Annotated in this window: 20 protein-coding genes; 9 read left to right on the forward strand and 11 right to left on the reverse strand. The window is 72.4% G+C overall.

The genetic code is table 11. The features are described 5' to 3' along the window. Nucleotides 1-2: 2 nt before the first annotated feature. Nucleotides 3-1448 (reverse strand): aldehyde dehydrogenase family protein, encoded by a 1446-nt coding sequence (locus ACIBK9_RS38060; protein ID WP_397163622.1) that lies wholly within the window; start codon nt 1446-1448, stop codon nt 3-5. Nucleotides 1449-1505: 57 nt separating this feature from the next. Here ACIBK9_RS38060 and ACIBK9_RS38065 point away from each other — a divergent pair, with 57 nt between their 5' ends. Then, nucleotides 1506-2147, forward strand: coding sequence for a GNAT family N-acetyltransferase (locus tag ACIBK9_RS38065; RefSeq protein ID WP_397163623.1), 642 nt, complete (start codon nt 1506-1508; stop codon nt 2145-2147). Between the two features lie 9 nt (nt 2148-2156). After that, nucleotides 2157-2864 (forward strand): peptidoglycan editing factor PgeF, encoded by a 708-nt coding sequence (gene pgeF, locus ACIBK9_RS38070; protein ID WP_397163624.1) that lies wholly within the window; start codon nt 2157-2159, stop codon nt 2862-2864. Nucleotides 2865-2889: 25 nt separating this feature from the next. On the opposite strand, the gene ACIBK9_RS38075 is transcribed toward pgeF, so the two are convergent. Genes ACIBK9_RS38075 through ACIBK9_RS38085 form a run of 3 tightly spaced genes read right to left on the reverse strand, consistent with a single transcriptional unit; the run spans nt 2890 to nt 5111 of the window. After that, nucleotides 2890-3228 carry a hypothetical protein gene (locus tag ACIBK9_RS38075; RefSeq protein WP_357964915.1) on the reverse strand — a complete coding sequence of 113 codons (339 nt, stop codon included), beginning with the start codon at nt 3226-3228 and terminating at the stop codon, nt 2890-2892. A 27-nt stretch (nt 3229-3255) separates the two neighbouring features. Further along, nucleotides 3256-4392, reverse strand: coding sequence for an ATP-dependent DNA ligase (locus ACIBK9_RS38080; RefSeq protein ID WP_397163626.1), 1137 nt, complete (start codon nt 4390-4392; stop codon nt 3256-3258). Then, nucleotides 4389-5111 carry a pyrimidine reductase family protein gene (locus ACIBK9_RS38085; RefSeq protein WP_352325690.1) on the reverse strand — a complete coding sequence of 241 codons (723 nt, stop codon included), beginning with the start codon at nt 5109-5111 and terminating at the stop codon, nt 4389-4391. Before ACIBK9_RS38085 ends, ACIBK9_RS38080 begins: the two co-directional genes overlap by 4 nt. A gap of 132 nt (nt 5112-5243) precedes the next feature. Here ACIBK9_RS38085 and ACIBK9_RS38090 point away from each other — a divergent pair, with 132 nt between their 5' ends. Continuing rightward, a complete protein-coding gene (locus ACIBK9_RS38090; RefSeq protein WP_358284798.1) occupies nt 5244-5645 on the forward strand; it encodes a hypothetical protein in 402 nt (133 codons plus the stop codon). Between the two features lie 28 nt (nt 5646-5673). Here ACIBK9_RS38090 and glgX read toward each other — a convergent pair whose 3' ends face one another. Both glgX and ACIBK9_RS38100 read right to left on the reverse strand, forming a co-directional pair. After that, entirely contained in the window at nt 5674-7803 is a 2130-nt protein-coding gene (gene glgX, locus ACIBK9_RS38095; protein ID WP_397163627.1) for a glycogen debranching protein GlgX, read from the reverse strand. Between the two features lie 33 nt (nt 7804-7836). After that, nucleotides 7837-8262, reverse strand: a complete 426-nt coding sequence (locus ACIBK9_RS38100; RefSeq protein WP_352363790.1) for an OsmC family protein — start codon at nt 8260-8262, stop codon at nt 7837-7839. A gap of 158 nt (nt 8263-8420) precedes the next feature. Here ACIBK9_RS38100 and ACIBK9_RS38105 point away from each other — a divergent pair, with 158 nt between their 5' ends. The 3 genes from ACIBK9_RS38105 to ACIBK9_RS38115 all read left to right on the forward strand — a co-directional run bounded on the left by ACIBK9_RS38105 (nt 8421) and on the right by ACIBK9_RS38115 (nt 10806). Beyond that, nucleotides 8421-8972 (forward strand): sigma-70 family RNA polymerase sigma factor, encoded by a 552-nt coding sequence (locus ACIBK9_RS38105; RefSeq protein ID WP_358284805.1) that lies wholly within the window; start codon nt 8421-8423, stop codon nt 8970-8972. After that, nucleotides 8972-9862, forward strand: coding sequence for a maleylpyruvate isomerase family mycothiol-dependent enzyme (locus tag ACIBK9_RS38110; protein WP_397163628.1), 891 nt, complete (start codon nt 8972-8974; stop codon nt 9860-9862). Before ACIBK9_RS38105 ends, ACIBK9_RS38110 begins: the two co-directional genes overlap by 1 nt. Nucleotides 9863-10035: 173 nt before the next feature. After that, on the forward strand, nt 10036-10806 hold the full coding sequence (locus tag ACIBK9_RS38115; RefSeq protein ID WP_397163630.1) for a SigB/SigF/SigG family RNA polymerase sigma factor: 771 nt from the start codon (nt 10036-10038) through the stop codon (nt 10804-10806). An 86-nt stretch (nt 10807-10892) separates the two neighbouring features. On the opposite strand, the gene ACIBK9_RS38120 is transcribed toward ACIBK9_RS38115, so the two are convergent. Beyond that, nucleotides 10893-12239 (reverse strand): ankyrin repeat domain-containing protein, encoded by a 1347-nt coding sequence (locus ACIBK9_RS38120; RefSeq protein ID WP_358284811.1) that lies wholly within the window; start codon nt 12237-12239, stop codon nt 10893-10895. 145 nt (nt 12240-12384) lie between these two features. Here ACIBK9_RS38120 and ACIBK9_RS38125 point away from each other — a divergent pair, with 145 nt between their 5' ends. The 3 genes from ACIBK9_RS38125 (at nt 12385) to ACIBK9_RS38135 (ending at nt 14410) form a co-directional block, all read left to right on the forward strand. After that, entirely contained in the window at nt 12385-13137 is a 753-nt protein-coding gene (locus ACIBK9_RS38125) for a DUF1707 domain-containing protein (RefSeq protein WP_387664110.1), read from the forward strand. Nucleotides 13138-13208: 71 nt separating this feature from the next. After that, nucleotides 13209-13709 carry a SigE family RNA polymerase sigma factor gene (locus tag ACIBK9_RS38130; RefSeq protein ID WP_352363802.1) on the forward strand — a complete coding sequence of 167 codons (501 nt, stop codon included), beginning with the start codon at nt 13209-13211 and terminating at the stop codon, nt 13707-13709. 2 nt (nt 13710-13711) lie between these two features. Further along, on the forward strand, nt 13712-14410 hold the full coding sequence (locus ACIBK9_RS38135) for a hypothetical protein (protein WP_397163633.1): 699 nt from the start codon (nt 13712-13714) through the stop codon (nt 14408-14410). Nucleotides 14411-14442: 32 nt separating this feature from the next. On the opposite strand, the gene ACIBK9_RS38140 is transcribed toward ACIBK9_RS38135, so the two are convergent. From ACIBK9_RS38140 to ACIBK9_RS38155, 4 genes are read right to left on the reverse strand one after another with little or no spacing between them, the layout of a single operon-like run. Continuing rightward, nucleotides 14443-15147 (reverse strand): sirohydrochlorin chelatase, encoded by a 705-nt coding sequence (locus ACIBK9_RS38140; protein WP_387664114.1) that lies wholly within the window; start codon nt 15145-15147, stop codon nt 14443-14445. Nucleotides 15148-15206: 59 nt separating this feature from the next. Beyond that, nucleotides 15207-15935 carry a phosphoadenylyl-sulfate reductase gene (locus tag ACIBK9_RS38145; protein WP_352328173.1) on the reverse strand — a complete coding sequence of 243 codons (729 nt, stop codon included), beginning with the start codon at nt 15933-15935 and terminating at the stop codon, nt 15207-15209. Next, nucleotides 15932-16075 (reverse strand): Insertion element protein, encoded by a 144-nt coding sequence (locus tag ACIBK9_RS38150; protein ID WP_103955276.1) that lies wholly within the window; start codon nt 16073-16075, stop codon nt 15932-15934. The genes ACIBK9_RS38145 and ACIBK9_RS38150 overlap by 4 nt, the downstream gene beginning before the upstream one ends. After that, nucleotides 16072-17745 (reverse strand): nitrite/sulfite reductase, encoded by a 1674-nt coding sequence (locus tag ACIBK9_RS38155; protein ID WP_397163635.1) that lies wholly within the window; start codon nt 17743-17745, stop codon nt 16072-16074. The genes ACIBK9_RS38150 and ACIBK9_RS38155 overlap by 4 nt, the downstream gene beginning before the upstream one ends. Nucleotides 17746-17814 lie beyond the last annotated feature (69 nt).

Below are 17814 nucleotides of genomic sequence, written 5' to 3' on the forward strand. Positions count from 1 at the left end.
AACTAAATCTGGATGATGGCCGCCTTTTCCCGGGTGTACTCCAGGACGGAATCGTGGCCGTACCCGCTGTCCTTCACGCCGCCGAACGGCAGGCCCGGAGGCATCTGGCGGTAGGTGTTCACCCACACGGTGCCGCTCTGCAGATCCCGCACGAACCGGTGCGCTCGTCCGAGGTCCCGCGTCCACACCCCGGCCGCCAGCCCGTACGGCGAGTCGTTGGCGATCTCCAGCGCCTGCTCGTCGCTCTCGAACGGGATGGCCACCGCCACCGGCCCGAAGATCTCCTCCTGGCAGATGCGCAGGCCGTTGTCCTCGGTCGTGTAGAGCGTGGGCGCCACCCAGTAGCCGCCCGGCAGGCCGGGCACCACCTCGGCCCCCGACCGCCCGCCGAAGACCAGCTCGGCCCCCTCCTTCTCGGCCGTCTCCAGGTACGAGCGCACCCGCTCGAACTGCCCGGCCGACACGATCGGGCCCATGGTCGTGGCCAGGTCGAGAGGGTCGTCCAGGACCAGCCCGGCGCAGATGTGCCTGATCCGCCCGAGCAGGTCGTCCCAGATCGACCGGTGGACGAGGATGCGTGAGCCGGCCACGCACACCTGCCCGGCGTTGCCGGTGTAGACGGAGTTCACGGTGACGCCCTGCGCGGCGGCGTCCAGGTCGGCGTCCGGGAAGACGATGTTGGGCGACTTGCCGCCCAGCTCGAACGTCAGCGGCTTCAGCGCGTCCGCCGAGGCCCGGGTGATGGCCTGGCCGGTGGCCGTGGAGCCGGTGAGGCTGATCTTGCCGACGTCCCGGTGCCGGACGAGCGCGTCGCCGACCTCCTCCCCGAGCCCGCTGACGATGTTCAGCACGCCCGGCGGGAACACCTCGGCCAGCAGCTCGCCCAGCCGCAGCACCGACGCGCCGGCCTGCTCGGCGGGCTTGACGATCACCGTGTTCCCGGCGGCCAGGGCGTAGGCCGCCTTGGCGGAGAAGGTGGAGATGGGGGAGTTCCAGGGGATGATGCAGACCGCCACCCCGTACGGCTCGCGCCGCGTCAGCCCGAGCGTGTCGGGCCCGAGCAGGACGGTGTCGCCCTTGACCGCCTCCAGGCACTGCCCGGCGGCCAGCTGCCACAGGTACGCCATGCCCGGCAGGTCCTTCTTGAGCGTGTCGCGCAGGATGCGGCCGTTGTCGCGGGTCTCCAGCCGGGCCAGTTCCTCGGCGTGCCGGGTGAACACCTCCGACACCTTGCGCAGGAAGTGCGCCCGGCCCAGGGCGGGCATGGCCGACCAGGCGGGGAAGGCCGCCCGCGCCGCCGCCACGGCGGCCTCGGCCTCGCGCGCGCCACTGGCCGGGATCCGGGCCCACGCCTCGCCCGTGGCGGGGTTGACGGTGTCCATCGTCCGGTCCGCGGGGACCAGCTCGCCGCCGATGAGATTGCGGTAGTCAGGCACGCGCCCAAGCATATGCTTGCTTGCCATGAGCGGGCCAGCCCCGGATGGATCGGGGCATAATGGTCTTCCGTGAAAATCGACCTGACCTGGCCGGAAACCGCCGACGAGCCCCTGCTCGCCGCCGTCCACCGCGTGCTGCACGCCGTCGTCGAGCTGGGCGGCGCGGTCGGCTACCTCGCGCCGCCCACCAGGGACGAGACCGACCCCTGGGTGGAGGCCACGCTCGCGATGGCCAGGAAGGGCGAGGGGCGGCTCGCCCTCGCCACGGTCGACGGCACGGTGCAGGCCATGGGCCTGTGGCGGCGCGGCCAGGAGGCGGTCTTCCGGCACTCCGGCGAGATCGGCAAGGTCATGGCCCACCCGCAGGCACGCGGGCTCGGGCTCGGCCGGGTGGTCGTGTCCGGTCTCGCGGACGACGCCCGCGCCGCCGGCATCGAGACGCTCACGCTGCGGGCGCGCGGCAACAACCACGGCGCGATCGCGCTGTACCAGAGCCTCGGGTTCCGCGAGTGGGGGCGGCTGCCGAACGTGGTCGAGGTGGGCGAATGGCGCTTCGACGAGGTGAACATGCACCTGGAGCTAGGCCGCCCGCCCGGCACCATCCTGCACGGCTCTTCCCCGGGCGGCCCCGGCTCCTCCCCACAGCCCGGCTCCTCCCCACAGCCCGGCGACTCCCCGGGCGGCCCCGGCTTCTCGCCTCAGCCCGGATAGGATCGGGGCATGCTGCTGGCCCCCGGAGTGCACGCCGTCGTCACCGACCGCCACGGAGGGGTCAGCGCCCCGCCGTACGGCTCACGCAACCTCGGCGGCATGGTCGGCGACGACCCGGCGGCCGTACGGGCCAACCGCGAGGGCCTGGCGGCCGAGCTGGGCGTGCGCGCCGTCGTCTACATGCGCCAGGTCCACAGCGCCGACGTCGCCTACGTGAGCGAGCCGTTCGGCGCCGACCCGCCGCCGCTCGACGGCGTGTTCACCACCGAGCCGCGCCTGGCGCTGGCCTCGCTGGGCGCCGACTGCCCGGCCGTGCTGGTGGCCGACCCCGAGGCGCGCATGGTCGGCGCCGCCCACTCCGGACGTCCCGGCACGGAGGCGGGCGTGGCCACCGCCCTGGTCGAGGCCATGGCGGCCAAGGGCGCCCGGCCGGGCCGGATGGTCGCGCTGATCGGCCCCGGCGCCTGCGGCCGCTGCTACGAGGTGCCCGAGGACCTGCGCGAGCAGGTGGCCTCGAAGGTGCCGCCGACGTGGTCCACGACGTCGTGGGGGACCCCGGCGCTCGACCTGCGGGCCGGGATCGAGTCCCAGCTCAGGGCGGCGGGCGTCGCCGACGTGCGGCACGACGCGCGCTGCACCATCGAGTCCGCCGAGCTCTACTCCCACCGCCGCGAACAGCCCGGCGGCCGCTTCGCCGGCCTCATCTGGCTGACCTGACCCGGAAGCCCGCCCCCGGAGGGGGTTACTTCTCGCGGGAGCCGTTGAAGACGACGTTCACGATGATGATCCCGACCCAGATCGGGATCAGCGCCATCGCCCGTCCGCCCCCCGCGAAGGCGAGCGCGACCGTGGACAGCGTGCCCAGCGAGAGCGAGACGATCGCCAGCGCCAGCCGCTGGCCGTCGGACCCCCTGGCGGGCGCCTTGGCGCGCGGGGCCGTGCCGGCCAGGCGCTCGTCGACCCGCCGGTCGACCTCCTGGCCCACCTTGTCGAGGAACGACTCCACCAGGGCGTCCTCGAAGTCGGGGCCGAGGTCGCGCCGCGCGGACACGGCCGCCTTGAGCTCATCACCGGTGGTCATAAGGGAGAGACTAGACCGCTTTGCCCCCTAACGGGCGAGGATGTCGTCGAGGTCGTAGCTGACCGGCCGTTCCAGCTGCTCGTACGTGCACGACTCGGGCGTGCGGTCGGGCCGCCACCGCCGGAAGTGCGCCGTGTGCCGGAACCGGTCGCCCTCCATCTGGTCGTAGGCCACCTCGATCACCAGCTCGGGCCGGAGCGGGATGAACGACAGGTCCTTCTTGGCGTTCCACCGCGACACCGCGCCCGGCACCCGCTGCCCGCCGGTCGCGGGCCCCGCCGCCGGCTGCCCGGCGTTGGCCGTGGCCTGCTCGGCCCAGTGGCCCCACGGGTGCTCGCTCAGCTCCGCCAGGTACGGCTTGAGCTCCTCCACCAGCTCGGCCCTGCGCGCCATGGGGAACGAGGCCGCCACGCCCACGTGATGCAGCCGGCCGTCGTCGCCGTAGAGGCCGAGCAGCAGGGAGCCGACGATGGGCCCGGTCTTGTGCTCGCGGTAGCCGCAGATCACCACGTCGGCCGTGCGCTCGTGCTTGACCTTGAACATCGTGCGCTTGTCGGGCACGTACGGCTGGTCGCCCGGCTTGACGATGATGCCGTCGAGGCCGGCCCCCTCGAAGGCGTCGAACCATTCGCGCGCCTGCTCGTCGGCGGTGGTGACCGGCGTCAGCCGCACGGACCCGCCCTGGTGCGGGAACAGCTCCTCCAGCCGCCGCCGCCGCTCGGCGAACGGCTCCTCCATCAGCGACTCCTCGCCCACGGCCAGCAGGTCGAAGGCGATGAACTGGGCCGGCGTCTGCTCCGAGAGCAGCTTGACCCGCGAGGCGGCCGGATGGATGCGCTGCTGGAGGGCGTCGAAGTCGAGCTGCGCCCCCCGGGGCAGCACGATCTCGCCGTCGATCACCACCTTGCCGGGCAGCTCGGCCTTGACCGCCTCGACCAGCTCGGGGAAGTAGCGGGTGAATGGACGCTCGTTGCGGCTGCCGAGGTAGACCTCGTCGCCGTCCCTGAACACGATGCAGCGGAAGCCGTCCCACTTGGGCTCGTAGAACAGGGTGCCGTCCTGCTTGGGCATGGCCTTGACCGGCTTGGCCAGCATCGGCGGCACGGGCGGCCGGACCGGGAGGTTGGGCACCGGCTCCGGCTCTTCGACGGGCTGCTCGGTCATGGGCTCTGCTCCCTCGTGTATCTGCAGAAGAGGACCCCCTCCTCTTCCAGGACCTGGCGGAGGTCAAGCGGGACCTGCGCGGCCACGCCGTTCAGTATGCGGGCCGCGCCGCCCGCGACCAGCATGGGACTCACCGACAGGCACAACTCGTCGATGAGGTCGTCGGCCGACAGCTGCGCGTTGATGCGCGGGCCGCCCTCGCACAGGACGCGGGTCAGGCCGCGCTCGTGCAGCTCGCGCACGGCCAGCCGCATGTCGACGCCGTCGTCGCCGGCGATGATCAGGTCGGACCGCCGGCCGGCCAGCTTGCGGCGCTCGGCGGGCGCGGACTCGCAGGTGATCACGATCGTCGGGTTGGTCGCGTCGGTGAACAGCTCGCCGTCGAGGTCGAGGTCGAGGCTGCGGGTGATCACCGCGATCGGCGGCACGTCGGGACGCCCGGCCCGGATCGACGACCAGGAGGCGCGCGGCTTGACCGGACCGTAGCCCTCGGTGCGGACGGTCGCCGCCCCCGCGACGATCACGTCGGACAACCCGCGCAGGACGGCGAAGATGCGCTTGTCGCCCCTGCTCGACAGCCCGCCCGAGCGCCCCTGCAGCCACGCCGCGCCGTCGGCGCTGGAGACCATGTTGAGTCGCAGCCAGGGCCGCCCCTCGGGGTAGGCGTACGCCTCGGGGATGTCCGGATTGTCTTGAAAGTCGGGATAGATGCGCCGCACTCCTCTACCTTGGCACACCCCACCGACAAACCGTCCCCGGGGGTTTTGCGGCTGACAGCACTTTTGAGTAACTGAAGGACGAAAGGCCCGGAGTCTGCATACGGTGGCGGCAGAGCCTCGCCGGGAGGGGACATGGGCCTGCTCACCGCCGTCACATGGACGATCGCCGCCCTGATCGGGATCTACCTGCTCTACCGCTGGCTCTCGGCCGGCGGCCTGCGCCGCCAGGAGGCCAAGGTCACCCGCTTCCCGGTGACGCTGCTGCTGTCCCATCCGGCGCTCGCGGCCGCGTCGCTGGCCTGCTGGGTGGCCTACCTGCTGACCGGCCGCGCCCCGCTGGCCTGGCTCGCCCTCTGCGGGCTCACCGTGGCCGCGCTGCTGGGCTTCACGATGTTCACCCGCTGGCTCGGCGGCGGACGCCACCAGCGCCGGGCCACCGGCTTCCCGGTGCTCGCCGTGGTCCTGCACGGCGTGGCCGGGGTGACCACGTTCGCGCTGCTCCTCGTCACGGCCGGCATCGCCCGCGTCTTCTGACGGCCCGCCGGCGACATCGGCCCGGCGGCTAGGGCGTCTGCGGCTCCCTGGGCAGCCGCAGGACCTGGAAGGACCGGCCGGTCACCGCCACCAGGTCGCCCGCCCGCCACCGCTCGTCGCCGAACGCCTCCTCCACCACGTCGTGACAGGTGTCGAGCACCGGCAGCCACTCGGACCCGAACTCCGGCCCGGGCAGCGTGAACGACAGGTTCTCGTGGTGGGCGTTGATGAGCAGGAGGAAGGAGTCGTCCACGATCCGCTCGCCGCGCGGGCCCGGCTCGGTGATGGCCTCGCCGTTGAGGTAGACCATCAGCGACTTGGCGTAGCCGGTGTGCCAGTCGCCGGCCGTCATCTCCTTGCCGCCCGGGGTCAGCCAGACCAGGTCGCGCTTGCCGTTGTCGGGATGGCGGCCGTGGAAGAAGCGGCGACGCTGGAAGACCGGGTGCTCGCGGCGCAGCTTCGACAACGTCTTGACGAACTCCAGCAGGTCGGACTCGGCGTGCAGCATCGACCAGTCGATCCAGGCCAGCTCGTTGTCCTGGCAGTAGGCGTTGTTGTTGCCCCGCTGGGTGCGGCCGATCTCGTCGCCGTGGGAGAGCATCGGCACGCCCTGCGACAGGAACAGCGTGGTCAGGAAGTTGCGGCGCTGGCGGCGGCGGAGGGCGACGATGTGCGGGTCCTCCACCGGGCCCTCGGCGCCGCAGTTCCAGGACCGGTTGTCGTTGGTGCCGTCGCGATTCTCCTCGGCGTTGGCCTCGTTGTGCTTGTGGTCGTAGGAGACCAGGTCGGTCAGGGTGAAGCCGTCGTGGCAGGTGACGAAGTTGATCGAGGCCACCGGGCGGCGGCCGGAGGACTCGTACAGGTCGGCCGAGCCGGTCAGGCGGGAGGCGAACTCGGGGAGCGCGGAGTTGGTGCCCCGCCAGAAGTCGCGCACGATGTCGCGGTACTTGCCGTTCCACTCGGTCCAGAGCGGCGGGAAGTTGCCGACCTGGTAGCCGCCCGGCCCGACGTCCCAGGGCTCGGCGATCAGCTTCACCTGCGAGATCACCGGGTCCTGCTGGATGAGGTCGAAGAACGCGCTCAGCCGGTCGACGTCGTGCAGCTCCCTGGCCAGGGCCGAGGCCAGGTCGAAGCGGAAGCCGTCGACGTGCATCTCCAGCACCCAGTAGCGCAGCGAGTCCATGATGAGCTGCAGCGCGTGCGGCGAGCGCACGTTGAGCGAGTTGCCGCACCCGGTGTAGTCGAGGTAGTACCGCCGGTCGCCGTCGTGCAGGCGGTAGTAGTTGACGTTGTCGATGCCCCGGAAGCCCAGCGTGGGGCCCATGTGGTCGCCCTCGGCGGTGTGGTTGTAGACCACGTCGAGGATGACCTCGATGCCCGCCTCGTGCAGCGCCCGCACCATGGCCTTGAACTCCAGCACCTGCTGGCCGCGGGTGCCGGAGCCGGAGTAGCGGCCGTGCGGGGCCAGGTAGGCCATCGTGTTGTAGCCCCAGTAGTTGGTCAGCCCCCGGGCCACCAGGAAGTGCTCGGGCACGTAGTGGTGCACCGGCATGAGCTCGACCGCCGTCACCCCGATGGACAGCAGGTGCTCGATGATCGCCGGATGCCCGACCCCGGCGTACGTGCCGCGCAGGTCCTCCGGCACGCCCGGGTGGCGCATGGTGAGTCCCCGCACGTGCGCCTCGTAGATCACCGTCTCGTGGTACGGGATGCGCGGCGGCCGGTCGTTGCCCCACTCGAAGAACGGGTTGATCACCACGTTCTTCGGCATGTACGGGGCGCTGTCCTCCCTGTTGCGCACCGACGGATCGGTGAAGTAGTAGGGGAACAGCGCCTCGTTCCAGGTCAGCTCACCGTCGATGGCCTTGGCGTAGGGGTCGAGCAGCAGCTTGGAGGGGTCGCAGCGACGCCCCTGCGACGGCTCGTACGGCCCGTGGACGCGGTAGCCGTACCGCTGGCCCGGCTGGATCCCCGGCAGGTAGCCGTGCCAGACGAAGCCGTCGACCTCCGGGAGCGGCACCCGCTCCTCGCTGTCGTCGTCGTGAAAAAGGCACAGCTCGACCCGCTCGGCGACCTCGGAGAACACGGCAAAGCTGGTGCCGACGCCGTCCCAGGTGCCGCCGAGTGGATAGGGTTCGCCCGGCCAGACCTCGCGCATGTGACCCAATTGTCGCACGCGAATGCGTTCCTGTTAGAGGAGTTCGGCTTTCAGGGTGATCGTGGTGCCCGCCAACGCCTTGCTGACCGGGCAGTTCGCCTTGGCGGTCGCGGCGGCCTCCTGGAACTGCTCGGCCGAGATGCCCGGAACGTGCCCCTGCACGGTGAGCACGATGCCCGTGATGCCCTCGCCCGGCTGGAACGTCACGTCCGCGCTCGTGCGCAGCGACTCCGGCGGCGTGCCGGCGCCGGCCAGGGCGTGCGACAGGGCCATGGAGAAGCAGGAGGAGTGGGCGGCGGCGATGAGCTCCTCGGGGGAGGTGCGGCCGCCGGGAGCCTCGGCCCTGGAGGGCCAGGAGACCTCGAACGTGCCCACGCCCGAGCTGTCGAGCGAGACGGTGCCCGAGCCGTCGAGCAGGGCGCCCTTCCATTGCGTGGTGGCGGTGCGGGTGGTGGCCATGGCGGGTGATCCCTCCGGTCGTCGTCCGTTCGACACTATCGCGGGGCCGCGGAGCGGGTGGCGGGGGGCGTTCGCCTCAACATTTCCGGCGAATGGTGACATGCTCGGGTCGCGGCGCACCCGCCCGCCTCGGTCCGGACCACGGGAGTGTGGTGCCAGTGGAGGCACCGTACGACGACCGCCTGCTGCACCAGCGGGTGGTCGGCGGCGACGAGTCGGCGCTGGGGGAGGTCTACGATCGGCTGTCCGCACTGATCTTCGGGCTCTCCTTACGGGTCACCAGGGACCGCGTGATCGCCGAGGACATCACGCAGGAGGTGTTCCTGGTGTTCTGGGAGCGCCCGCTGGCCTACGACCCCGGACGCGGCCCGCTGCGCGCCTGGCTGGCCACGATCGCCCACCGCCGCGCGGTCGACCACGTGCGCGCCGAGGAGCGCCGCCGGGTCTCCGCGCTCGGACCGAGGCTGTTCGAACGCGAGCCCGCCAGGCTGGAGGAGGCCGTGCTGGCCGCCGAGGAGGCCGAGCGCGTGCGGCAGGCGGTGACGTCGTTGCCCGAGGGGCTGCGCCGGCCGGTGGAGCTGGCCTACTTCGGCGGCCGGACGTACCGGCAGGTGAGCGAGGAGCTGGGCGTGCCCGAGGGCACGGCCAAGTCGCGCATCCGGCTGGCGCTGCGGCGCCTGGCCGACGCGCTGGCGGAGGAAGAAGCGTGATGGATCCTGTCGAGCGCCTGTATCTGGACACGTTGATGGAGGACCCGGCGGTGCCGGTCCGTTCCCTGCGCCCGCAGCTCCTGGCCGGCGCCAGGGCCCGCCGCCGCCCCGCGGCGCCGACCGCCGGCTGGGCGCTGCCGTACGCCGGCCGCGTCGCCGCCATGGACGCGCTGCTGGCCTCGGCCGCGGACGACGACTGGGCACGCGTCATCGTCGAGGGCTGGACGCTCCAGGAGCTCGTGGCCCACCTGGCCGCCAAGGACGGCCTGCTGGCCGCCTCCATCGGCGCGCCCGTGCTCGGCCCGCCGCTGGCCGCCCGGGACGCGGCCGGCCGCACGGCGGACGTGCAGGCGTACGAGCGGGCCCGCAGCCCCGAGCAGACCAGGCGAGACTGGCGGGCCCAGGCCGACGCCCTCTGCCGCCACCTGGGCGGCCTCGACCCGGCCACCCCGGCCACGGTGGACGGCATGGAGACGGTCGTGCGCGACCACGTCCTGGCCAGGAGCCTGGAGACGTGGGTGCACGCCGCCGACGCCGCCACGGCGGCCGGGGTGCGCCTGCCCGACCCGGTGCCCGAGCACATCCGCCCCACGGCCGACCTGTGCGCCCGCCTGCTGCCCTGGACGATGCTCCTGTCCGGCCTGGACGGCTCCGGCCGCACCCTGCGTCTCACCCTCACCGGCGCGGGCGGCGGCGACTGGCGCATCCCGCTCGGCGTCGCCGACACCGCCCCGGGCCCGCCGGACGCCCACCTGACGGCGGACGTGGTCGCGTTCTGCTTCCTGCTGGGCGGCAGGGGCGAGCCGGACGCCTTCCCCGCCGAGCTGACGGGCGACCTCGCGCTGGCCCGCGACGTCCTGACCACGGCTCCCGCCCTGTCGGGACCGTGAGCTGGTAAGCTGTGATCGATCTGTGACCTAATATAGGGTGATAAATCGGGATCCATAGGGAATCCTTTGATCCGAAGTCCAGCAGAGGGCTTCACTCACGTAGAAACGTGGCGTGCCTCTGCCTGGGCTTTTTCCATGGACGGGGCCGCCTTCGGGCATATGGAGCTACTCAGATGGCCGTCCTGGATATCGCACTCGACGAAATGACCGCCGAACAGCTTCTGGCTGAGATGAACAGGCCGGAAGCCTCGGACGAGCACAAGGCCCGCATCCGTGAGCGCGTCGTCACCATGTACGACTCCCTCGTCACCGAGGTCACCCGTCGCTACCGCCACCAGCGCGAGCCGATGGAGGACCTGCGCCAGGCCGCGTACGTCGGCCTGATGAAGGCCATCAACGGCTTCGACCCCGAGCTCGGCCACGAGTTCCGCGGCTACGCCATGATCACGATGGTCGGCGAGGTCAAGCGGCACTTCCGCGACCGCACCTGGGCCGTCAAGGTGCCGCGCGTCTACCAGGAGCGCCGGCTGGAGCTCAACAAGGCCACGGCCGACCTCACCCAGACGCTCGGCCACTCGCCCACCGTCTCCGAGCTCGCCGCGCACATGAACATCACCGAGGAGGACGTCCTGCTCACCCTGGACGCCTCCACCGCCTACAGCGCCCTGTCGCTGGACGCCCCCGTCGGCGGCGACAACGACGGCGCCGACCTCGGCGACTTCCTGCCCTCGCAGGACGAGTCGCTGGACACGCTGCTCGGCAAGTACTCCGTCAAGCCGCTCATCGACGCCCTGCCGTCGCGGGAGCGCAACATCCTGCTGATGCGCTTCTACGGCAACATGACCCAGTCGGAGATCGCCGCCGAGTTCGGCATCTCGCAGATGCACGTCTCCCGCATCCTGCGCGCCGTGCTGAACCAGCTCCGCGCCGCCCTGTCGGACTGACCGGGTGGGCGGGCGGCCCCTGCTCCAGGGCAAGAACCCGGCCCCCGGCGGCCCCGCCCAGCGGGCGGCCGCCGGGGGCGACAGGGTCACTCCCCGCCGATCCCCGTGACGAGGTCTCTGGCGTAGTCGTCGTCGCTCTCCTCCAGCACCCGCCTGACGCCCTGCTCGGCCCGCTCGTCGCCGCGCGCCGCGAGCCCCCGCGCCGCCTCGGCCACCGTGCGCAGGTCGGCGTCGGCCAGCCGGTCGGCCAGCGCCTCCCGGATGCGGGGCGTGTCCGCCGACAGCCCGGCCAGACCGGCCGTGGCCCAGTCGCGGATCTCGGCCTCCTCGTCCCGGGACATCTCGATGAGCAGCGACAGGCCCTCCTCGTGGTCGGCGGGCAGGACGTCGGCCAGCGCGATGGCGTCCGTCATCGTGCGCTTGTGGCCCGGCCGGCCGATGATGTCGAGCACGGCGGGCAGCGCGCGCGGGTCGCCCTGGTGGCCCAGCGCGGCCAGCACCGAGCGCAGCACCTGCGGGTTGCCCTCGGTGGTCACCATCTTCTGCAGCAGCGCCAGCGTGCGGTCGAGGTAGGGCTTCTCGCCGTCGGCGAACCCGAACTGGGCGATCGCGTCGACCCCGAACTCCCGCTCGCGCGCGTCCTCGCTCACGCACAGCCGGGACAGGGCCTCGTACGTCTCGTCGTCGGCCCGCCGGCCGAGCGAGTCGGCCACGATCCACCAGGTCTCGGCGTCCTCGTCGACGTCGCGGTGGGCGACGGCCCTGGCGACGAGCTGGTCGACCGGCGTGTGGACGCCCGCCGCGTCCTCCAGCACGGTCGCCACGGCGGCGTGGCCCCGCTGGGCCTGCACCTGCTCGGTCTGCGAGCCGTCGGGGGAGCGGCCGGCCACGGTGACCAGCTCGGTGCCGTCCTTGGCGTACTGGCGGCCGACGACGTACTCCCAGCCCTCCTGGGCGATCTGGTCGAGCAGCGCGGACTCCAGGTGCACGCCCACCCAGTCGGCCGCGATGTCGAGCGGGCTGTCGCCGTCGCCGTCGAACTTCTCGTGGTCGGCGCCCGCCTCCAGCAGCGTCTGGACCACGCCCAGCGCCCCGCGCCTGGCCGCCAGCGTGAGCGGCGTGTCGCCGTCGTCGTTGGCCGCGTCGACCTCGGCCCCGGCCTCGATCAGCACGCCCGCGGTCGCGGCGTGGCCGTTGGCGGCGGCCCAGAGCAGCGCCGTCCAGCCGCCGGCCTCGCGGCCGTTGACGTCGGCCCCGGCCGCCAGCAGCGCCTCGGCCACCTCGACGCGGTCCCAGGCGGCGGCCGCGCAGAGCGGCAGCCCGGCCTCCTCGCCCTCGCTGGCCTTGTTGGGGTCGGCGCCGCCGGTGAGCAGCTTGCCCACGGTCTCGGTCTCGCCGTTCAACGCCGCGCGATAGAGCTGTTCCTCATGCATGACAGGACCCTAGCGTCTTCGCAGCCCGCGGTCGCCGGAGCACGCTGACGGACGGTCTGGCGGCCCTGGGACCCATCCAAGGGTGTACGGATGTTCCTCCCAGGGGAGGAGCCCCAACCGGCCCAAGACGCGATATGTTGCGTCTATGACAGATCCGGGTGAGGTGCGCGCGTCGGACGCCGAGCGCGAGGCCGTCGTGGAACAGCTCCGTGTCGCCTCGGTCGAGGGCCGGCTCACGCTCGCCGAGCTGACCGACCGTACCGAGGCCGCCTACACCGCGACCACGCACGCCGAGCTCGCCCTGCTCACCCAGGACCTGCCCGTGGGCGGCGGGCCCGCGCCCACGCCCGCCCCGGCCCGCGAGGGCGGCAAGCGGCGCTGGTTCGTCGGCATCATGGGCGACACCAAGCGGCGCGGCACCTGGCGCATCGACCAGGAGCTCGGCGCGGTCGCCGTCATGGGCGACGTGCTGCTCGACCTGCGCGAGGCCGAGGTGCGCACGGACGTGGTCGACGTCACGGCGGTGTCCGTGATGGGCGACGTCAAGATCATCGTGCCCGACGGCGTGAACGTCGACCTCGACGGCGTCGCCGTGATGGGAGACAAGAAGGTCGACGTGCTGGAGGCGGCCCCCGGCATGAACGTGCCGGTGATCCGGGTGCGCGCCTACGCCGTGATGGGCGACGTCAAGGTGCTCGGCGACTCCCGCGCCCAGCCGGTCAAGCGCGGCCTGGCCGCCTGGCGGGAGCACTGGCGGGCGCTGCACGGCGACGACTGGCGCGAGGTCGGCCGCCAGATGCGCGACGACGCCCGCGAGGTCGGCCGGCAGATCCGCGACGAGCACCGCGCCCTGGAGCGCGAGCGCCGCGACCGCCGCCGCGACTACAGGGGTTACTGAGGCCGTGCAACGCGGGCGGGGGTCTTCGGCGTAGTGATCGGTGAACATCACCGGACAGTGAGGACCCCTCGATGCGGGATCGTGCCGACTTCGAGCGATACGTCGAGCAGCGCTCGGCCCGCCTGCTCAGGACGGCGTACCTGCTGTGCCGCGACTGGGCCACGGCCGAAGACCTGACGCAGACCGCGCTGGCCAGGGCCTGGCTGGCCTGGCGGCGGGTCGGCGCGAACCCCGACCCGTACGTCTACCGCATCCTGACCAACACGCACGCCTCCTGGTGGCGGCGGCGCTGGCGGGGCGAGGTGGCCACGGGCGAGCTCCCGGACCGTCCCCAGGAAGCGGACGACACGGCCGGGCTCGGCACCCGGGACGCGCTCAGGGCCGCCCTGGCCGCGCTCCCGGCCAAGCAGCGGGCCGTGGTCGTGCTGCGGTACTTCGAGGACCTGCCCGACGAGGCCATCGCCGAGATCGTGGGCTGTTCGGTGTCCACCGTACGCAGCCAGGCCAGCCGCGCGCTGGCCAAGCTGCGGCTCGACCCCGCGGCCAGGGCCGCGGCGGAGACGGGGAGCTGACGATGACGGAACAGCGCCTGCATGACCTGCGTGACCTGCTCGAACACGACACCGCCGACGCGCCCCCTGGCGGGGTGCGGCTGGCCGACGTGGACGCCCGCGCCCGCCGCATCCGGCGGCGCCGGGGCCGGGCGGCGGCCTCGGTGGCGGCGGCGGCACTGACGGTCACGGCCGTCACGGTGCTCACCGTGGACGCCCGGCCCGTTCCCGTGTCCGCCCCCGCCGCCCGGGACCTGTGGGCCGGTTCCCTGGCCCAGCCCGCGCCGACGCGCGCCCAGCTCCGGCCGCCGCTCTTCCACGGCTACACCCAGGGCGGCAGGCGGGAGACGTTCACCTTCGAGTCGAAGGCCGGGAAGGTGTCCTTCGCCCTCACCTGCCCGTCGGGCAGCTACGGGCTGGTCTGGCTCAACGGCGAGCTGGCCGCCACCGGCGCGTGCGGGCCCACGGTCCGGCAGCCGCCCGGCTGGTTCGGCGACGCCACGGCCCGCGACGGCGTGAACGAGCTGAGCGCCGCCGTGGTGAAGGCCGCGGACGCGGGCACCGGCACGATGACCGCCGAGCGCGCCGACGAGCTGCTGGCCTGGACCGCCTCCTACCCCGCCGACTGGCGGCTGACGCTGGTGGACGCCCGCACCCGCGCGTGCCGGCCCGACGTGGTCAGCGTCGATCCGAGGACCGGCGTGATCACGGCCCAGTGCTGAGGGCCCGGTGCTGAGAGTTCGGTGCTGAGGGCTCAGCCGGCCACGGGCAGGCGCTCGCGCAGGGCCGACTCGTACCGCTCCAGCAGCACGTCCACCAGCTCGGGCGCCGGGCCGAGCACGTCGGCGCAGACGGCCGGGGCGGTGGCCCGGCGGATCCGGTCGGCGAAGAAGCCGGGAGCCAGCAGGTAGGGGGCGACGGCCACGCGCGGCGCGCCCGCCGCCCGAAGCCGCGCGACGGCCTCCCCGGGCGTCGGCCCGGCGGCCGAGGCGTAGGCCGCGGTCACCGTCCACCAGCCGGCGCGCCGCCAGGCGCGGGCCATGCCGGCGATCACCTCGTTGGCCCTGGCGTCGCTCGACCCGGCCGAGACCAGCACGACCGCCGTCTCCGGGTCGCCGGCCGGCACGCCCGCCTCCGCCAGCCGCCGCTCCAGCGCCGGCAGCAGCAGCGGGTGCGGCCCGAGCGTCGTGCCGTAGCGGACCCGCAGGCGCGGATCGCGCGCGCGGGCCTCGTTGAGCGCGGCGGGCAGGTCGACCCGGCTGTGGTAGGCCTCGGTGAGCAGCAGCGGCAGCACGACGGCCTCGCTCAGCCCGTCGAGCGCCTGACCCAGCGTGGGCGCGCAGTGGTCGAGGTAGGCCACCCGCACCGGCAGGTCAGGACGCGCCAGGCGCACCCGGTCCAGCAGCGCGGCCACGGTGGCGGCGGCACGCGGGTCGCGCGACCCGTGCGCGACCGCCACCAGTGGCACGCGCCCGGGGGCCGGCCCGTCTGCCAACGGGACGCGGCCCCTGCCGGGGATCACAGGTGAATGCCGCATTCGACCTTCCCCAGCCCCGCCCAGCGGCCGCTGCGCGGGTCCTCGCCCTCGGCGACCTGGCGCGTGCACGGCGCGCAGCCGATCGAGGGGTAGTTGTCGTAGTGCAGGGGATTGATCAGCACGCCGTTGTCGGCGATGTAGTTGTCGACGTCCTCCTGCGTCCAGGCGGCGATCGGGTTGACCTTCACCATCTGGCGCTTGGCGTCCCACTCGACGACCCTGGTGTCCGTACGGCTGGACGACTCGTCCCGGCGGATGCCGGAGATCCAGGCCAGGTACGGCTCCAGCGCCCGGTTGAGCGGCTCGACCTTGCGCAGGTAGCAGCACAGGTCGGGGTTGCGGCCGAACAGGCGCGGCCCGAGGTCGCGGTCCTGCTCCTGGACCGTCCTGGACGGCTTGATGTCGATCACGTTGACGTCATAGACCTGCCGCACGGCGTCACGGGTGCCGATCGTCTCGGCGAAGTGGTAGCCGGTGTCGATGAACAGCACGTCCACGCCCGGTTTGACGCGGCTCACCAGGTCGATGAGCAAGGCGTCGCTCATGGAGGACGTCAGGCACAACCGGTCGCCGAACGTCGCCGCGGCCCACCGGATGATCTCCCGGGCCGGGGCGCCCTCAAGGAACGTGGCGGCGGACTCGACGATGTCCTGCAGGTCGAGCGTGCCACGCTGATCTCGCAAACCCACCTCGATGTCGACGAGCGTCATATCTTCACTCCGATTCCGAGAAACTTCAGCTTGAAGGCGCGGGCGCAGGCGCGGCAGTACCAGCCGCCGTCCCCCTCGTAGGGCTCCAGGTCCTCGTCACCGCAGTACGGGCAGTGGAAGGGGACCGCTCGCGTGGTCATTTCAGGTCCGCCTCGTCCGCGCGCTGCACCCAGTCGGCGAAGGACTCGCCCTCCTTCTTCTGGGCGTCGTAGTTGCTCACCACGCGCTCGACGTAGTCGGGCAGGGCCTTGGCGGTGGTCTTCAGGCCGCGCACCTTGCGGCCGAAGCCGGAGTTCACGCCGAGCGAGCCGCCCAGGTGGATCTGGTAGCCCTCGACCTGGTCGCCGTTCTCGTCCACGACGAGCTGGCCCTTCAGGCCGATGTCGGCGACCTGGATGCGGGCGCAGGAGTTGGGGCAGCCGTTGACGTTGATGGTGAGCGGCTGCTCGAAGTCGGGCAGCCGCCGCTCCAGCTCGTCGATCAGGTTCGCGGCGGTGGCCTTGGTCTCGACGATGGCGAGCTTGCAGTACTCGATGCCGGTGCAGGCCATCGTCTGGCGGCGGAACGTGGAGGGGTTGACCTGCAGGTCGTTGGCCTCCAGCTCGGCCACGATGGACTCCACCCGGTCGGGTGCGACGTCGAGGACGACCATCTTCTGCTCGACGGTGGTGCGCACCCGGCCGGAGCCGTGCCGCTCGGCGATGTCGGCGATCACGTGGAGCTTGTCGCCGTCGAGACGGCCCACCTTGGGCGCGAAGCCCACGTAGAAGTTGCCGTCCTTCTGCGGGTGGACGCCCACGTGGTCGCGGCGGCTGCCGCGCGGCAGGGCGGGCGCCGGGCCGTCGGGCAGGCTCTCCTTGACGTACTCGGTCTCCAGCACCTCGCGGAACTTCTCCACGCCCCAGTCGTTGACCAGGAACTTCAGCCGGGCCCTGTGCCGCAGCCGCCGGTAGCCGTAGTCGCGGAAGATGCCGATCACGCCCGCGTACACGTCGTCGACGCGGTCGGGGCTGACGAAGACGCCGAGGCGCTTGGCCAGCATCGGGTTGGTGGACAGGCCGCCGCCGACCCACAGGTCGTAGCCCGCCTCGCCGTGCTCGTTGACGACGCCGACGAAGGCGACGTCGTTGATCTCGTGCACCGTGCAGTGGGCCGGGCAGCCGCTCAGCGCGCTCTTGAACTTGCGCGGCAGGTTGGAGTACTCGGGGTTGCCGATGAACTGCCGGTTGATCGAGTGGATGTCGTCGGTGGCGTCCAGCACCTCCTCGGCGTCGATGCCGGCCAGCGGGCAGCCCAGGATCACCCGCGGGGTGTCGCCGCACGCCTCGGTGGTGGACAGGCCGACGGCCTCCAGGCGCTCCCAGATGTCGGGCACCGACTCGATCTCGATCCAGTGGAGCTGGATGTTCTGCCGGTCGGTGAGGTCGGCCGTGCCGCGCGCGTACTCGTTGGCGATGTCGGCGATCGTGCGGAGCTGGCGCAGGTCGAGCTGGCCGCCGTCGATGCGCACGCGGAGCATGAAGTAGCGGTCGTCGAGCTCCTCCGGCTCCAGGATCGCGGTCTTGCCGCCGTCGATGCCGGGCTTGCGCTGGGTGTAGAGGCCGTACCAGCGCATCCGGCCGCGCAGGTCGGCGGGGTCGATCGAGTCGAAGCCGCCCTTGGCGTAGACGTCGATGATGCGCTGACGGACGTTGAGCCCGTCGTCGTTCTTCTTGTTCTCTTCGTTCTTGTTCAGCGGTTCCCGGTAACCGAGGGCCCATTGGCCCTCGCCGCGCGGGCGCTTGTGATGCCGGCTGGCAGGGGTGCTCATTGCGCGTCCTTCGTTTTGTGGGCGCGCGCAGCGTTCCTCCTGCCTCGTCATCGAGTGCAGGGGTTCAGG

The sequence above is a fragment of the Nonomuraea sp. NPDC050227 genome (genome assembly GCF_044459705.1).
Lineage (GTDB): Bacteria > Actinomycetota > Actinomycetes > Streptosporangiales > Streptosporangiaceae > Nonomuraea.

Excerpts from the sequence above, each read along its gene's own strand:
- ACIBK9_RS38060 (WP_397163622.1), bottom strand. The coding sequence starts at position 1,448 with ATGCTTGGGCGCGTGCCTGACTACCGCAATCTCATCGGCGGCGAGCTG.
- pgeF (WP_397163624.1), top strand. The coding sequence starts at position 2,157 with ATGCTGCTGGCCCCCGGAGTGCACGCCGTCGTCACCGACCGCCACGGA.
- ACIBK9_RS38075 (WP_357964915.1), bottom strand. The coding sequence starts at position 3,228 with ATGACCACCGGTGATGAGCTCAAGGCGGCCGTGTCCGCGCGGCGCGAC.
- ACIBK9_RS38080 (WP_397163626.1), bottom strand. The coding sequence starts at position 4,392 with ATGACCGAGCAGCCCGTCGAAGAGCCGGAGCCGGTGCCCAACCTCCCG.
- ACIBK9_RS38090 (WP_358284798.1), top strand. The coding sequence starts at position 5,244 with ATGGGCCTGCTCACCGCCGTCACATGGACGATCGCCGCCCTGATCGGG.
- glgX (WP_397163627.1), bottom strand. The coding sequence starts at position 7,803 with ATGCGCGAGGTCTGGCCGGGCGAACCCTATCCACTCGGCGGCACCTGG.
- ACIBK9_RS38100 (WP_352363790.1), bottom strand. The coding sequence starts at position 8,262 with ATGGCCACCACCCGCACCGCCACCACGCAATGGAAGGGCGCCCTGCTC.
- ACIBK9_RS38110 (WP_397163628.1), top strand. The coding sequence starts at position 8,972 with ATGGATCCTGTCGAGCGCCTGTATCTGGACACGTTGATGGAGGACCCG.
- ACIBK9_RS38115 (WP_397163630.1), top strand. The coding sequence starts at position 10,036 with ATGGCCGTCCTGGATATCGCACTCGACGAAATGACCGCCGAACAGCTT.
- ACIBK9_RS38120 (WP_358284811.1), bottom strand. The coding sequence starts at position 12,239 with ATGCATGAGGAACAGCTCTATCGCGCGGCGTTGAACGGCGAGACCGAG.
- ACIBK9_RS38125 (WP_387664110.1), top strand. The coding sequence starts at position 12,385 with ATGACAGATCCGGGTGAGGTGCGCGCGTCGGACGCCGAGCGCGAGGCC.
- ACIBK9_RS38130 (WP_352363802.1), top strand. The coding sequence starts at position 13,209 with ATGCGGGATCGTGCCGACTTCGAGCGATACGTCGAGCAGCGCTCGGCC.
- ACIBK9_RS38135 (WP_397163633.1), top strand. The coding sequence starts at position 13,712 with ATGACGGAACAGCGCCTGCATGACCTGCGTGACCTGCTCGAACACGAC.
- ACIBK9_RS38145 (WP_352328173.1), bottom strand. The coding sequence starts at position 15,935 with ATGACGCTCGTCGACATCGAGGTGGGTTTGCGAGATCAGCGTGGCACG.
- ACIBK9_RS38150 (WP_103955276.1), bottom strand. The coding sequence starts at position 16,075 with ATGACCACGCGAGCGGTCCCCTTCCACTGCCCGTACTGCGGTGACGAG.
- ACIBK9_RS38155 (WP_397163635.1), bottom strand. The coding sequence starts at position 17,745 with ATGAGCACCCCTGCCAGCCGGCATCACAAGCGCCCGCGCGGCGAGGGC.